This is a genomic window from Paenibacillus durus ATCC 35681 (genome assembly GCF_000993825.1).
GTDB lineage: Bacteria > Bacillota > Bacilli > Paenibacillales > Paenibacillaceae > Paenibacillus_AQ > Paenibacillus_AQ durus_B.
Genome location: NZ_CP011114.1, coordinates 2,807,324 through 2,822,092 on the forward strand (window position 1 = coordinate 2,807,324; position 14,769 = coordinate 2,822,092).

10 protein-coding genes are annotated in these 14,769 nt (G+C 54.2%); 1 reads left to right on the top strand and 9 read right to left on the bottom strand.

Going from position 1 to position 14,769, the window contains the following annotated elements; all coding sequences use genetic code 11:
* Positions 1-128: 128 nt before the first annotated feature.
* The 3 genes from VK70_RS12850 to VK70_RS12860 all read right to left on the bottom strand — a co-directional run bounded on the left by VK70_RS12850 (position 129) and on the right by VK70_RS12860 (position 5,601).
* Positions 129-590 (bottom strand): GNAT family N-acetyltransferase, encoded by a 462-nt coding sequence (locus VK70_RS12850; RefSeq protein WP_025694220.1) that lies wholly within the window; start codon positions 588-590, stop codon positions 129-131.
* Positions 580-1,776 carry a formate-dependent phosphoribosylglycinamide formyltransferase gene (gene purT, locus VK70_RS12855; RefSeq protein WP_025694221.1) on the bottom strand — a complete coding sequence of 399 codons (1,197 nt, stop codon included), beginning with the start codon at positions 1,774-1,776 and terminating at the stop codon, positions 580-582. Before purT ends, VK70_RS12850 begins: the two co-directional genes overlap by 11 nt.
* Positions 1,777-1,923: 147 nt before the next feature.
* On the bottom strand, positions 1,924-5,601 hold the full coding sequence (locus VK70_RS12860) for a dynamin family protein (RefSeq protein ID WP_052756005.1): 3,678 nt from the start codon (positions 5,599-5,601) through the stop codon (positions 1,924-1,926).
* A 200-nt stretch (positions 5,602-5,801) separates the two neighbouring features.
* Here VK70_RS12860 and VK70_RS28330 point away from each other — a divergent pair, with 200 nt between their 5' ends.
* Positions 5,802-5,942: a hypothetical protein gene (locus VK70_RS28330; protein ID WP_155986947.1), complete on the top strand. Its 141-nt coding sequence runs from the start codon at positions 5,802-5,804 to the stop codon at positions 5,940-5,942.
* Here VK70_RS28330 and VK70_RS12865 read toward each other — a convergent pair.
* The 6 genes from VK70_RS12865 to VK70_RS12890 all read right to left on the bottom strand — a co-directional run bounded on the left by VK70_RS12865 (position 5,932) and on the right by VK70_RS12890 (position 14,654).
* The gene (locus tag VK70_RS12865; protein ID WP_025697546.1) at positions 5,932-7,932 is read right to left on the bottom strand and encodes a methyl-accepting chemotaxis protein; all 2,001 of its coding nucleotides are present in this window, start codon (positions 7,930-7,932) and stop codon (positions 5,932-5,934) included. The genes VK70_RS28330 and VK70_RS12865 overlap by 11 nt on opposite strands.
* Before the next feature lie 388 nt (positions 7,933-8,320).
* Positions 8,321-8,587 (bottom strand): hypothetical protein, encoded by a 267-nt coding sequence (locus VK70_RS12870; protein ID WP_025697548.1) that lies wholly within the window; start codon positions 8,585-8,587, stop codon positions 8,321-8,323.
* Positions 8,588-8,636: 49 nt separating this feature from the next.
* The gene (gene nth / locus VK70_RS12875; RefSeq protein ID WP_025697550.1) at positions 8,637-9,302 is read right to left on the bottom strand and encodes an endonuclease III; all 666 of its coding nucleotides are present in this window, start codon (positions 9,300-9,302) and stop codon (positions 8,637-8,639) included.
* A gap of 205 nt (positions 9,303-9,507) precedes the next feature.
* Positions 9,508-12,261, bottom strand: a complete 2,754-nt coding sequence (locus VK70_RS12880; RefSeq protein ID WP_046723346.1) for an S-layer homology domain-containing protein — start codon at positions 12,259-12,261, stop codon at positions 9,508-9,510.
* An 84-nt stretch (positions 12,262-12,345) separates the two neighbouring features.
* Complete coding sequence (locus VK70_RS12885; protein ID WP_025699816.1) at positions 12,346-13,011, bottom strand: GerMN domain-containing protein; 666 nt, start codon at positions 13,009-13,011, stop codon at positions 12,346-12,348.
* A 137-nt stretch (positions 13,012-13,148) separates the two neighbouring features.
* Positions 13,149-14,654 (bottom strand): N-acetylmuramoyl-L-alanine amidase family protein, encoded by a 1,506-nt coding sequence (locus VK70_RS12890; RefSeq protein WP_025699818.1) that lies wholly within the window; start codon positions 14,652-14,654, stop codon positions 13,149-13,151.
* Positions 14,655-14,769: the final 115 nt, after the last annotated feature.

Consider the following 14,769-nt stretch of genomic DNA (forward strand, 5'->3'; position numbering starts at 1 on the left):
CCGAAAAATGCACCACGGCCGCATTGGACGGAAAATCTTTTAGCCCTTCCTTTCAAAAAAAAACCACCCCTGCTGAATGCGGGATGGGGATGGATGCTTGGTAAAGTATACGTTCTGATACAAACGATTTATAACAGCGATTTGCAAAAGCGGTAACCGTTCTGCTCAAATCCGAGATGGCGGTAAAAAGCGCGTGCCGGCGCGCGTTCGGCGCGATTGCCGCTGCAAAGGAAAATCTGCTTGAGCTGACGGCTGCGCGCCCAATCTTCTCCGGCGGCTATCAGCCGTTTGCCAAGCCCGTTTCTTCTGAGCGATTCCTCGACAATAATAGCTGTAAGCTCGGCGACAGATTCCTGCCCCTTGCAATAGGAGATCACCTGCCGGAGTTCAATCATTCCAACCGTTTGGCCGTCCATTTCAGCGACAAGCGAGCAGCAGGCCGGGTCATTCTGTACGGCCTCCAGTCTCTCTTTCATCACGTTAAGGGTTGTCGGATAGCCGAATCCTCTCAGCAGTGCCGTAATTGTCTCCAGATCGTTCATATCGATGTTGCGAATCTGCAGTACCGGTGCCTGAGTACTACTGTCCATTCTTGCATACCTCCACTTTTAGCAGTGACGCCGCCTCTTTGGCTGTCGCCCGCGCTTTCTCCACATTATCGGCCGCACTTAGCGCGACCGCCATCCGCCGTCCCGGGCGGACCTCCGGTTTGCCGAATACACGGACCTGCGTGCGGGGAAGCCGCAGCGCTTCATTCAGTCCGGTAACAGCATAAGCCTGTCCGACAACATCTTTCCCGGCCTTAAGCGTCGCCGACGCTCCCGGTGACAACAATTCAACCGGCTCAAGCGGGAAACCGAGAACTGCTCTGACGTGCAAAGCAAACTCCGACAAATCCTGAGTAACCATCGTCACCATTCCGGTGTCATGCGGTCTAGGGCTTACTTCACTAAACAGAACGCCTTCCCGCGTCAGGAACAGCTCAACGCCAAAGATGCCGTAACCGCCAAGCTCGTCCGTTACGTTACGCGCGATTCTCTGCGCCTGGGCAAGCTGTTCTTCCGTCATTTCATGCGGCTGCCAGGATTCCACATAGTCCCCATCCTTCTGGATATGCCCGATCGGCGGACAGAACACCGTCCCGGAGGAAGAGCGAACGGTCAACAGCGTAATCTCGCTCTCGAAGACGACGAAAGATTCCACAATGACCCGTGTTCCTTTGGCTCTGGCTCCCTCCAGGGCCGTGTTCCAGCAGCTGTCCGCATCCCCTTGTTTCCGGCAGACACTCTGTCCTTTGCCGGAGGAGCTCATAATCGGCTTGATCACGCACGGCGTTCCCAGCTCCTGCACCGCCTGCCGAAGCTCTTCAAGACTGTCCGCGAACCGGTAATCCGCCGTAGGAAAACCAAGTTTCTCAGCAGCGAGCCGGCGGATGCCTTCCCGGTCCATAGTCAGCTTGGCTGCGCGCGCGGTCGGTACGACATGAAATCCTTCTTCTTCCAATTCCAAAAGAGCGTCCGTGGCAATAGCTTCAATCTCCGGAACGATAACATCGGGCTTCTCGGTGCGGATCAGCTCCTTAAGCGCTTCTCCATCCAGCATATCAAGCACATAGGAACGGTGGGCAACCCCCATTGCGGGAGCGCCGTCGTAACGGTCTACGGCTACCGTCTCTACGCCCAATCGCTGGGCTTCAATGATCACTTCCTTGCCCAATTCTCCGCTGCCCAGCAGCAGCAGCTTGCGGCTGCAAGCAGAATAGGGAGATCCCCACATGCGGTATTCAACCTCTTTCGGCAAAATCCGCTCCTTCCTGCAATTTCCATGCAAAAAGCAGCAGTTTCTCTGCAAATTTTCAGGCTTCTTTATTTTCTTCCAAGACGCGGCAGATTGCAAGTATTCTTCGACATTTTCCTGCAAACTTCACACTTTAATTTTTATGAGGCCGCCAAAAGCGGTTTCATGGTCACGCAGCATGCGGACGAGTTGGTTCCAGCTCCCAGCCGAATCACCCCCTTTCCGCATTGCGGACATCGCCAATTCCCGCTCTTCCAGCATCTCCCTCAGCGCTTCGGATGCTCTAGCGAGCGCCTGTACTGTAAGTGACTCGTAATGATCCAGCAGAAGCTTCTCCCGCTTCGTTCCAGCCGAGACAAGCGCCTCCTTGAGCAGCGATTCCACCGCACTCCTTAACGCGTCGCGCCCGCCGCCTTCAAAGAAGTGCTTCGGCGATTTGAACAGTCCCCGCAATCTTCCCCAATCCGCAGCGGGCAGATCGCCTTCAAGACCTTCCGGCGGCGGCCAGGCGGTATCGTCATCCTCCCTGAAAGCCGGCAGTTCCGGGGGCAGGCCAAGCTCAAGGGCCGCAGCCGCCGCAGCCTCGCGGACCAGCCTGCGGCCTGCAGCCGTGAGCCGCAGCGTCGTCGCCCACAGCTCAGCCTCCAGCTCCCGGCCTGCAGTGCGCCACAATTCACGTCCGCAGGCGGCGAAGATCTCCTTCAGCCCGCCGCCATCGTCCCGCAGCAGCGACGGGTGAAAGGATTCCTGGAACATCCGGCCGAACGAGAACCCGAGCCGCTGATGTACATGGTACAGCAGTTCTCCTCCCTCGCGCCGCAGTTCACGCGCCGGGCGCTCTTCAGCTTCCAGTTGTGCAAGCCTAATATCCGCTGCCCGGCGGCGCTCTTCCATGCGGCGGATCTCATCCTCCCGCTCCGAATCGGCCCTAAGCGCCATACCCAGCCATTCCTCTGCCTGGCGGCGGACGGATGCCAGACTGTCCATGGCCGCCCTCAGCGACAAAGCAGGCAGTTCTTCCCCGGCGAATTGCCACAGCGCCGTCTCAAAGGCGGCAAACCGGGAGGCTTCGTAAACCGGAAGCTCTCCCCCAGTCTTGCCCTGCAGCGCCTGAAGGCTGGAAACCGCGTAAATACGCGGATTTGTCAGCCCCGCAGAGCGCAGGCTGCCGGAGACATGCTCCTTCACTTCCGCCAGCTCAGCCTCATCCGCCGCAAGGTCGGAGGCGTTGACAATGACGAACATTTTGTCCAGCGCGCCGCTCTCCCTGACCCGCCCAAGCTGCGACAGCAGCTGGCGGTCGGCCTTCGAGAAAGCGTGATTGTAGTAGGTAACGAAACAAATCGCGTCCGCTTCCTTCATGTAGGCGAAGGTGACGCCGGTATGCCGGGCGTGCACGGAATCGGCCCCCGGCGTATCAACCAGCACAATTCCGCTGTCTGTCAGCGGGCAGGCGTAGTACAGGTCGATACTCCGCACAAAGCAGGCCCGGCTCTCCTCGGCGACGAGCTTGCGGTACTCGCCAAGCTCTACCGTCCGCACTGTTCCGAGAAGGGGTTCCGCCGCGTTCCAGCCTTTTGCCGCCGCCCGCAGGAATCCGGCATGCGGCAGCGCCGACGGGTGCAAGCCCCGTGCGGGCAGCTCAGACACCGCCTCCGCCCAAGTCCCAGGCGACGGTTCTCCCAGCTCAAGCACGCCAAACGAATAGCGGATATCCTCCCATATCTCTTCCCGGTTCTTCATCGCCACTTCGGCCGTAGCATGCCGGAACGGTCCCTCCGGCGCCAGGATACGGTTCACCGCCGCCGTGGCGGGATGGGGAGACACGGGCAGCACCTCTTCGCCAAGCAGCGCATTGGCGAAGGAGGATTTACCGGCGCTAAATGCTCCGAATAGCGCCAGTGTGAACCGGCCGCCGGTGAGATCCGCCGCGCGCGCCGCCAGGCTGCGCGCCGATGACCCCATCGCCGGCTCGCCGCTCAGCAGCGCAGCCGCGCCCGCCAGCAGCTGCGCGGCTTCGCCCAGCCGCCGGCGTCCCTCCGCCGGCGCGGGTCCGGCCGCGGCGCCCTGCGCGGCCGGTCCTGCGTCCGCCAAGCGAAGCGGCGGACGCTCCTGCGCGGCGGCCCCGGCACGGGCCGCCGGCGGGAGGGCGCTCACCTCCGGCAGCAGGCCGGGGGTGAGCGTAAGTCGCGGCGGCAGCAGCGCCGCGAGTTCGGCCGCGCGGGCTTCGTACGCGCAGGCGCATGCCGCCAGCGCGGCGGCGGCATGCGCCTGCCGGGCGCGGGCGGCCCCCCGGCGCGCTAGCTGCGCGCGCCGCGCTTCGAGGAGCGGCGGCAGCTTCGCCAGCAGCCCGTCGGCTGTGCCGAGGGCGGCGCGGCGGTAACCGCTCCGGATCTCCGCCGCCAGGCCGCGGCAGAATTGAAGCAGCGCCTCGCCCTCCACAGGCGTTTCCGGCTTCACCGCTTCCGCCAGCCACTGCGCTCCCGGCTGCGGAAAGGCGTTCCTCAGCTCCAGCTCATCGGCATCGCTCCACAGCTCCAATTCCATGCCCCATGTGCGCAGAAGCGACAGCACATGGCCCTCAAGCTGCGCCGATACCTGCCGCTCCAGTGCTTCGGCGAGCAGCGTAAGCCGGCTTGCCCGCTCTCTCTCCCGCTTGGCCGCCGTAGTCAGCAGCCCTGTCCGGAAGCCGGGCTTAAGGCTATCGGCGTAGCGGCTTACCGCTTCCCGGATATCGGCGGGCATCAGGTTGGCGTTGCCGAGGAGAGCGTCCAGACTGCCGCGAAGCTTATGCCGTGCGTGTTCAGGCAGCGTCTTCAGCTCCTTCTCCTCTTTTTCCAACTCGGCCAGCTCACGTTCCAGGCTATCGGGTTCTTCACCGTCAAGTTCTTCCAGCAGCGCTTCCCTTTCCTCCCGCTGCCCTTCGCGGAACGCGGACAAATAAGCCTCGGCCGTATGCTCAATCGAGCGGGACAGACTGTATGCCAGAAGCTCCTTCCGCCGTTCCAGCAATTCTGTAATCAGGCGGGGAAGGCTTTCCAGTCGGCTCAGCGGATGTGCTTGCTCTTTCAGCGAAGTGAACAGCAGACCGGTAAACTTGACGCCCCAATCATGGAAAGCGCTTTCTACTTGCTTCCGGTAATCCTCTATGCCTATCTCCTGTTCCCGATGCTTGTCGATCTGGTTGATAATCAAATACAGCGGCTTGCCCCAATCGCTCAAGGTTTTGGCGAACGCGAGATTGTTCTCGGACTGCACATGATTGTAATCCATAATGTAGAATACGATATCCGCCAGATGCAGCGCCGAACGGGTTGCGCTTTGATGGCCTTCCTCCGTGGAATCCACCCCAGGGGTATCCATGAGCACGCCATGCGGCCCCAGGAGCGGCACATCCTCCCACACCTCGATTGCAGTGTAATCTTCTCCAAGGCGGCAGTAATCCTGGAGCTGCTTCGCTGGCGCTTCAATAGGTTCTCCCCAGCCGGTTCCGCCATTCCCTCTATAGATCAGCGTTCGCGGGGTTCCGCGGCGAATCGAGACGACATTTGCGCTCGTAGGGAGCGGTCCCGAAGGAAGAATTTTTTTGCCGCACAGAGCATTGATCAGACTTGATTTCCCTGCCGAAAAATGACCGCAAAAGGCGAAGACAAGCTCCCCGGACTTTTCTTTTTCGAGCAGATCCGCAAAAATACGACCTGTATCCCTGTCACCTTGCAGCTCCGCCCACTCGGAGAGCTTGGCCAGATTCCATTTTGAAGCTCTATTCACATCGCTTTGTGTTCTCTCCCGCTCCGCACCCATATGTTATCCACCTCTGCCGCCATGTAATGGTCATCCGCCAGGCTAGTCGGTATCCGGTAATTATTTTTACAAAAATAGAATAATTCCATTTTATCACCGGATGGGCACAAATCAAATATGCAGGGAGAAGAAAAATAGCCCAAAATGAGCTTCCGATGGCGCATAACTGCACAGCGATGACGCCGAACAGGAAGACCGCCATGACAACGGCCCGAATCACCGGTAGCCGTATTGGCGTCTACCGTTTTCAGGCCGATTTTGCCGAAAATATTAAAGCGAGGCTATTCCCATTTACCGAAAAGCGGCAAAATAGGGACAGCCTCATCGAAATTACAGCTTGAATCGGTCAACCAGCCTGTGCATTTCCTCCGCCATTCTGGATAGATCCGCCGATGACGACGATATTTCTTCCATAGAGGCCAGCTGCTCCTGGGCGGCGGCAGAAATATTCTCCGTTTCGGTCGCATTGGACCGGGCAACGTGCGCGATGGAATCAATGGTTTCGTTCATTTCCGACGCCCCACCCGAAATTTGCTTAACTGCCGATGAGACGCCGCCGATTTGATCATTCACCTCATCCACAAACCGCTCGATCTGCGAGAACAGACTTCCTGCGGTTCCCACCGTAAGCATGCCTCCCTTAACTTCTTGTGTGGAAGCATCCATAGAAGCCTGAACGTTGCCAATCTCTTCTTGGATATTGCGGACCAGCAAGGAGATTTCTTGCGCAGACCGCGCCGACTGGTCGGACAGCTTCTTCACTTCACTGGCCACCACCGCAAACCCCCGTCCATGCTCTCCCGCTCTGGCCGCTTCGATGGAAGCATTCAGCGAGAGCATGCCCGTTTGTCCGGAAAATTGGGTAATGGCCTTCGTCACTTCACCGATCTTTTGCGAAGTATGGGACAATACTTGAATAAGCCGCGCTAAGTTTTCGACTGAACTGTCGATGGAATCCATCTGCTCTGCGGCGCTTCCGATGGCTTGAGTGCCTTCCGCTGACAACGTCGCCGTTTTGTTCGAGGTATCCGTGACCAACTGGGCGGCGGCGGCAATTTCCTGGATGCGGGCAGTTATTTCATAAACGGTCTTAACCCCTTGATCTACCGTTCCAACCTGTTTTTCCGCCCCATCCGACATTTTTTCCGTCGCTCCCGCAATATGCTCGGTCGCCTTGACGGTCTGCTCCGAACTCACCGCGAGCTGCTCCGCCGAAGCGGCCAACTGATCGGACAATTCGCTTACTTCAATAAGTACTCCCCTCAGCGAATCAATCATCAGGTTGAAGGTTGATCCAAGCTGCCCCAGCTCATCCTTCGATTTCACCTCCACGTGAGCCGACAAATCTCCCTCAGCGAGCTTCTCGGAAGCTTCCTTAAGTAAACGCAGCGGAGAAGTGATCGAACGGATAATAAACAAAATCAAGGCCAAACCCGCTGCCATAGCTGCGATTAGAACAATAAGCGTCGTCTGGAAAATCGGGGCAGCCTCTCGCTTCACTTCATCTATGTACCATGTGCCTGCTATTTTCCATCCGGTGAGAGCATTGGTGGCAAATATCAATTTCTTAGTCTTTCCGTCCCTCTCATTTACATAATCCAGTTCGTCCGAACCGGATTTGAACATACGATCGATCACCTCTAATTTAGCCGTATCGCCAACCTTCACACCCGGGGACACCAGATATTTCCTCTGATTATCGATCAAAATGACATAGCCCTGTGAGCCGATTTTCACTCCCGCCACCATTTTACTTAACTCGGCCAGGCTGAAATTCGCCCCCACGATCCCGTGCCCATCCTTCGTCGCCTTCGCTATGGTAACGACCGTACTATTCGTTGAAGCGGATATATATGTATCTGTGATAATGGCCTTGTCTTTATTCTGCATTGCCTTGATATATTGAGGTCTTGTCCTTGGGTCGAAGCCTTTGGGCAGATTCAATTTAGTCGCGCTAAGTATAGCCCCTTGGTCATTTGAAGCAAACACCGTTTCCAAATCCGGATGCAGCGCTTTGAAGCTGACAAGCAGCGCTTTGATTTCAGGATTTTCAGCACCCGATCCGGAAATGATGTTATTGACCTCCACCTGCTGGGATAAGAAATCAATGGCTTTCATTTTTTCATGAATGTTCTTCTCGATCATTTGATTCAGCAGATTTACATTGGAAGATGCCGAATGCCTTAAGTCATCATTGACTTTGTTACGTGCGGTAAAATAAGAAGCGCCGCCGATCGCCAGACTGGGCAAAAGCAAAATGCACAAAAAAGACAATATCAGCTTGCTTTTGACCGAATGAAAATTCCACTTTATGCCATGCTTTGTTTTCAACGAAACCCATCCTCTCTCTTCTGCAAAAAGAAAAAATCCCCTTTTTCGGTTTGATTTTCTACAAACGCTATGGTATTTATCGGCAAAATCATTCATGAAAACAATACTTGGAAAAAACAATTCATATTTCAAAATCCCCAACTTCACAAAACTGAAAAAAAGGCTTGCTGAACTGCTGTTTCAAGCAGTCCAACAAGCCCATTGCCAAAGCATACCTGGCAGCCATTAACGAATATATTTAATAGTCTCCCACGCAAAATAGCCCCACAAAGTGAGGCCTATGCTTCGATGCTTATTCCAAATTCTTTGCGGGGACCCCGAAAACTAATAAATTCTTTAATGGCAAAAAAGCGGAGTCCCCTCATCGGGAACTCCGCCGTTTAGCCGCTTAGGCCGTCTCGAGCACCGGCAGCAGAATTTCAAATACCTTGCCATGCTGAAGGATTGTCAGCCCGCGGGATTTGTCTTTCATCACCACGACCTCAGGCTTCTGCGCCATGCGCTCCAGGTAATGTTCAGGCACGTCGCCGGAATGGCTGATCGTTACGCCCTCTACCTCCTGCTCCTCGTTCTCTTCCATCGAACTGTCCACTACACGGTCGAAAATATCCGAGAACAGCTCAAAATTATCTGTGTATACGGAAATGCATTTCATTCTAATCCCATCCTCTTCTTCATATCTGTCTTAAAGCGGCCGCGCTTCACTATTTCTTAGCTTTGCTTACCTGCAAGGTTTTCATACGTTTCTTCCCTTCGCGGCATACATCCAGAAGCGGGCATACCTGGCATTTCGGATTCTGCGCCTTGCAGTGATATCTTCCGAAAAAAATCAGCCGGTGATGCGTCAGCGTCCATTCATTCTTCGGGACCGCCTTCATCAGCTTCTTCTCAACCTCCAGCACTGAATCCTTCCATCCCGCGAGCCCCAGACGCTTCGATACCCTCTCAACATGCGTATCCACGGCAATCGCAGGCACGCCGAAGGCGTTGGATACGACCACATTGGCTGTCTTTCGTCCCACCCCCGGAAGGGTAACCAACTGATCGTGGGCCTGCGGCACTTTCCCGCCATACTGATCGATCAGAATTGAGCACAAATTCTGAATATGCTTTGCCTTATTACGGTAAAGGCCGATCCGCCGTATGTCTTGCTCCAGTTCCTCCAGCGGGACGGAAACATAATCCAGCGGTGTCTTATACTTTCGGAACAAGTCTGCGGTGACTTTGTTTACGGTTGCGTCCGTGCATTGGGCCGACAGCAGCACGGCAATCGTCAGCTCGAACGCATTGCTGTGGTTAAGCTCACAGTCCGCATCCGGAAACATCTCGCCAATTGTATCCAGAATGTGGCGGACATCTGAAATCTTCATATGGTGTACCTCACATGTCAGGTATATCGCTCTGCTAGTATAAATGGTTGCATCAATATATTCAAGGAAGTTCAATGAAGTATGTATTATAGCCGGGTGGTCCCATACATGACAAGATTGTATCTCCTCTTCCTAGAAAAAAACGTCCCGACGCAGGGAAGCCATGCGTCAGGACGGTATCTCTCGCGGAAAAAGCCGCCATTCCTTACTGCTTCACAATTTCAACCACGACATTGTTATTGAAATATACTGTGATTTTATCATTTTCTTTGAGAGATTGCACGGATAAAGTCGTGTCTCCTTGGTGAATGTATACGTTAGGCGACAGGATAAACCGGTAATTTTCGTCATTTACGTTATCCCGCTTGACAACAATGCGGCTTGCAGCTGCATCATAGCTCGAAAAGTTGCGGGTCTGAACGGGCAGTACGCGCACAATCGTCGTTCCGTCGGCATCCTTGCGGACCTCCGCTCTTTCGGATAACGAAAGGGAACTTAGCGCTGTGGAAGTGCCATTGTCACGGACAATTTTGACGCTTCCTCCCGTTCCGAAGGCTTGGACAGTACCCGCATAGTCTTTAACGCTCAGCGTCCCGGCTGCGGCGTCAATGGCTGTTATCTGACCTGTCGTTGTCTTTACGGATTGAATCGACAATGGGGAGCTTCCAAGCGCGCTGACATTGACATAATCTCCAGCCTTGAGGTCGCTCAGTTTGATCGTCTGTCCAGTCTCGTCGGTCAGCGGAATGGCGAGCGTGTAAATATCGATGTTCCCTCCGGATGTCTTGACACCCAATTTGTTGTTCGCTGCATCGACATACGCGAGCCCCAGCTGCTGAGATGTCTTAACCTTCAATATAGTCAAAACATCCTGGCTTGTCGGAACGTAGCCGATTACGCTGCTGCCAACGGATACATCGGTAATGGAAAGGCCCGTCCGTCCAAATATCTCGACAATCGGCGGATAAGGGAAAGTCATGGAATGGCCGTCGGCCGTCTTCAGCACAATTGACTTTGACGCAGTATTGACCGAAGTAAGGACGCCTTCATACTTGCTGACAATCTCTAGGGAAAGCGTCCGCTGGCCGAGAGCATTGATATTCACCTTCCGGTTCTCTGTCAGCATCGGACCAATAGTGGTCAATGTAGGAATTATTCCGTTATCGTTAATATATTTTGTATTATCATCCAGTTCGTATACATGCGGTTTATTTCCGTTGTCGGTAACCGTCAGCAGCTTGGTCTTGGAATTGTAGCTGGTAACCGACGCTCCAAACTGCTGATCGAGCTTGCGGCTGATTACAGATATTTTAGTAACCTGATCGCTGCCGTTTAGGGTCAATTCCACAGTATCGCCGTAGGTCGCATCGGCAATGAGATCCGCTGCGACCGGTTTGATATAGCCCGGGATGATGATGGCGGGGCTTGCCGCAAGCAGTTGGACGCCGCGTGTGCCATCGGCTTTCTTGTAAACTACGGAGGAACTGTTCAGGTCAGTGAGCATTCCCTGTACTGTCCGTTCTACAGCCTGCGTCACCTCAACGGAAACGATCAGATTATTCACAATCTTATAATTTACCGTTGAGCCAGCCTTCAATTCAGAAGGCAGCAGAATAGCCTTTTGATAGCTGAACAGGGCGCTGTCCGCCCATTTGAATGTTTCGTCCGTTCCGGAAGCATTCGTGAAGGTTATCGTCTTGGCGGTAAGGTCGATGCTTTTGAGCGTTCCGGATGCTGTCTTATTGACAACTCCGGAAGTGACCTGAACTTTAAGAATCTTGTTCTGTCCTGTAAATGTCTCTCGTGTAATTGCCACGATACTATCCTCCGAAATCGAGGAAGCTGCAATGGTGCTGCCCCCCGCATCCACAAAGGAAGTTGCGTTGTCGAACGCATACTCTGGATAACCGTCGGCATTTTTCAGCCAGAGTTTATTGCCGCTCACGGACAATCTCGCGAATGTGCCTTGGATCGTCTCCACCTGCGGTTTCGGATCAGTCAGTTCTACATAGGCAGCCGCCCCGTTCTTGCCAATGACCGTGACTTTAGTATAAGGCTGGATATTGTTCAGCGAGATCGCCGTTTCGGCGGCGCTGCTGAAATAAGCCGTTCCGGAGTTCAAGGAGTATACGGAGTTGGATACACCACTATATAGTGTCATTTTGCCTTCTTTTACTTCGGTTACGATACCGCTTGACGTATTATTGTATGCCGCCGCCGAATAAGCTTCCGCCCGGCTCAAGAAGGTGGCGAGCTGTGCCCGCGTAACTTCTCCCGTTGGATTGAAAATATTCCCGCTCAATCCGTTCGTCAGTCCAAGGTTGATGGCAGCGTTGATATATCCGCGTTTCCCTGCGGAAATCTTCGCGTCATCCGCAAATCCCGAAGGCTCGCTGGCGACTGCCTGCGCATCGGATGTCTTGCCAAGAGCGCGGATCAACAGCTCGGCGATCCACTCGCGGGTAGCCTTGTGGGTACCCCAGGACGTCTTCAGATTGTCGGCGGCCATTTCCGCCGTTTTATCCAGCACATTCCGCTGGAACGCCAGCACGACATAAGGCTTGTAATAATTGGAGACGTCAAAGCCCTCCGGAAGCGCTGTTGCCGTTCCGCCCGAAGCCTGGTCATCCAGCTTCATGAAACGCAAAGCCATCAGAACTGCTTCCTGTTGGGTAACAGGGTCCGCCGGACGAAACTTTCCGTTGTTGCCTATAATGATTTCCTGTGCGGCTAGCTTGTAGATATGCTTCTCGGCCCAAAAGCCGGAGGTTACATCGGAGAAAGCTCCAGTCCCCGCTGCACTCGGCGAAGATACGCCCCCAACTCTGTTCCCGGCGGGTGCACTTTCCGCCAATACCGTTCCCGCTCCGCCAAACGCAACCACCCCGGCGAGCAGGACGGATATAGCTTTCTTAGTATATCCCTTAGAGTAATAGTTGTACTTATTAAGTTCAGACAATTTGAAATGTTCCCCTCTCTGCATATGGATAAACAGTCTCTGTCATTAGCGGAATTAGATATGCCGACGCTCTTCCTGAACGGCTTACTGACTGTTCTCCCTGGTCATCGGATGCAGCAGGTCCGCATGGCCCATCAGGCTCTCAACCTGCTCCCCATCAACCAGCAGTTCAATGCTCTGAACTTCCGAAAATTGGAACAGCGTCTTAGTCAGCGCGCTAAGCGCAAAGGATTCGCCTCCGGATCCTAGCTGAGCCTCTGCCGGTTTGTGAATATCCATCACGATTTGCCCGTTCTCGAACTTCAGAGACTTCAGCTCCATTTTTCCCCATAGAGGGATCAGGTCCGCGTTATCGCTTTTTTGCAGCGCTTTGAAAGCATTGGTGTATTTTTCAGTGTCGTCCTTATAAGCAATGTCCGCCTTTGCCGGCTTCAGATCCATTATTTGAGAATCCGTGTAATAGACATCAATCGTTTGACTCTGTTTCTCCTCGGGCGGCGCAGCGCTCGGTGACGGCTCAGTTGAAGGAGGACTCTCATTTACTGCCGATGGCTGCGCCGTAGTATCTGGCACGGCACTTTCCACAGGCTGCTCCGAAGGCTCGACATTCCCTTCAGCACCGCTAACGACAGCCGGTGAAGCGATGCCTCCCTCATTTGCAGGCGCTGTAGACGGTTTGTCGCCGCATCCTGCCAGCACAAGCAGAAGAACCGACGCTATACCGATGATCCCCATTTTTTTATTCCACAATTTCAACGCCTCCTTAGTAAGATGATGCAGTGTGCAAATCTAGTAATGTATAAGTAGGGCAGACCCTCCCGCAGAGCATCATCTATCCCTTAATGGGCAGAAGCTTGACTCTGCGGCGTCAGTCTGCCGCGAGGCTGTTAGCTGATACCCAGATACTCCTTGATTCCGCTCACAATCGCTGCGGCCACCTTGTTTTGAAAAGCTTCCGTAAATAGGAGAGCTTCGTCTTTTTTATTGCTGAGATAGCCGCTCTCCAATAGAATTGCCGGCATTTTCGTTTCACGAATAACATGAAAATTGCCGTACTGCACGCCCCGGTCACTGAGTCCAGTTGCCTGCACCAAATATTTATGCATAACAGCGGCAAATGCCTTGCTCTCATCCCGCTTATAATACGTCTCGGTGCCGCTGGCAGCTGTAGTGGGGCTGCTGTTGGCATGCACCGAAACGAACAGGTCTGCGTTCAAGTTATTGGCGATAGCCGCTCGTTCTTTGAGCTCAAGGAAAGTATCATCGCTGCGCGTCAGCACAACCTCGATATTCGTCTCCTGCTTCAGCAGCGCCTCTGCTTTGAGGACTACCGCCAAATTAAAGTTCTTCTCATATTTCCCCGTGACCCCGACCGCGCCGGAATCCTTGGCACCGTGCCCGGCATCCAGTACAACGAGCTTCTTGCCGCCTCTGTCAGGAGGACCCGTAGTTGCATCCGTCCCTGTTCCGCCAGCGGCAGCAGCAGCCACCAATCCTCCAGTGCCATTCAGATCAATGATGGCCAGCTTGGACGACGAATCGGTTGCGGATAAGCTGTAACCGAAATCTTTTGACTCATTCAGTTCGATAACGAACCTCACCATATGAGGATTACTGCTGTATAAAGAATAGCGGATTTCCTTGACATCCGGGTAGCCTGTCGCATCAAGCGTATTCATCTGACCGGACGGCAGGTTCTGTCCAGACCCGAACGAATCGGAGAAGGTAGTATTTGGAATATCAACCACGATTCGAGCGGGACCATCCAGAACGGAAAGCTTAGGCGCCGAATCACCGGATAACGCGATAAGAAGCTGGTTATTGCTAAAGCTAACGCCGTTAACCTTCGTTAAATTGCTTGCGGAGCCGGACGGCGGCACTCCCGCGTTAGTCCCATCTCCCGATGAACTGCCTCCTGTGGATGGAGTGTTGTTTGCAGGCGAGCTGCCGTCAGCGGAAGTTGGCGGCGATGTAATCGTTACCGTCTTCTCCTTGTTATCCCATTCCACCTTTAACCCGAACTGCTCGGAAATGAAACGGATGGGCACAAGCGAGGTATCCGTCCTCAAGACGGGGGCCTCATTAAGAGTTACCTCAATGCCGTCGACTGTCGCTTTTTTTTGGCCGACCGCAAGCGAGACCACTTTACCCTGCTGGTTGATCGTCACCGTCTTGGCGTTCTGGTCCCAGTCCACTTTGTATCCCAAGTTTTGGACAATCATCCGCAGCGGCACCATAACGGTACCGTTCACATTCTCGACCGGGACGCTTTGTCCAGCGGTCAATTCCTTGCCGTCGAGGAAAATCTTGTTGTTTCCAGCAGCGGCATGTCCATTTTCCGGCATTACGAGTACGAACAATAGCACGAGCAGCACAAAACTTAATTTCTTCATTCTTCACCTCTAGGAATCTAGTATTCCGCCCCGGAACGGCGTTCTATGGTGGCATCCGCCCGACAACCTTTGACACTAATTAGACGCCGGACTCTATGAAAAGTTGCGAAAGATT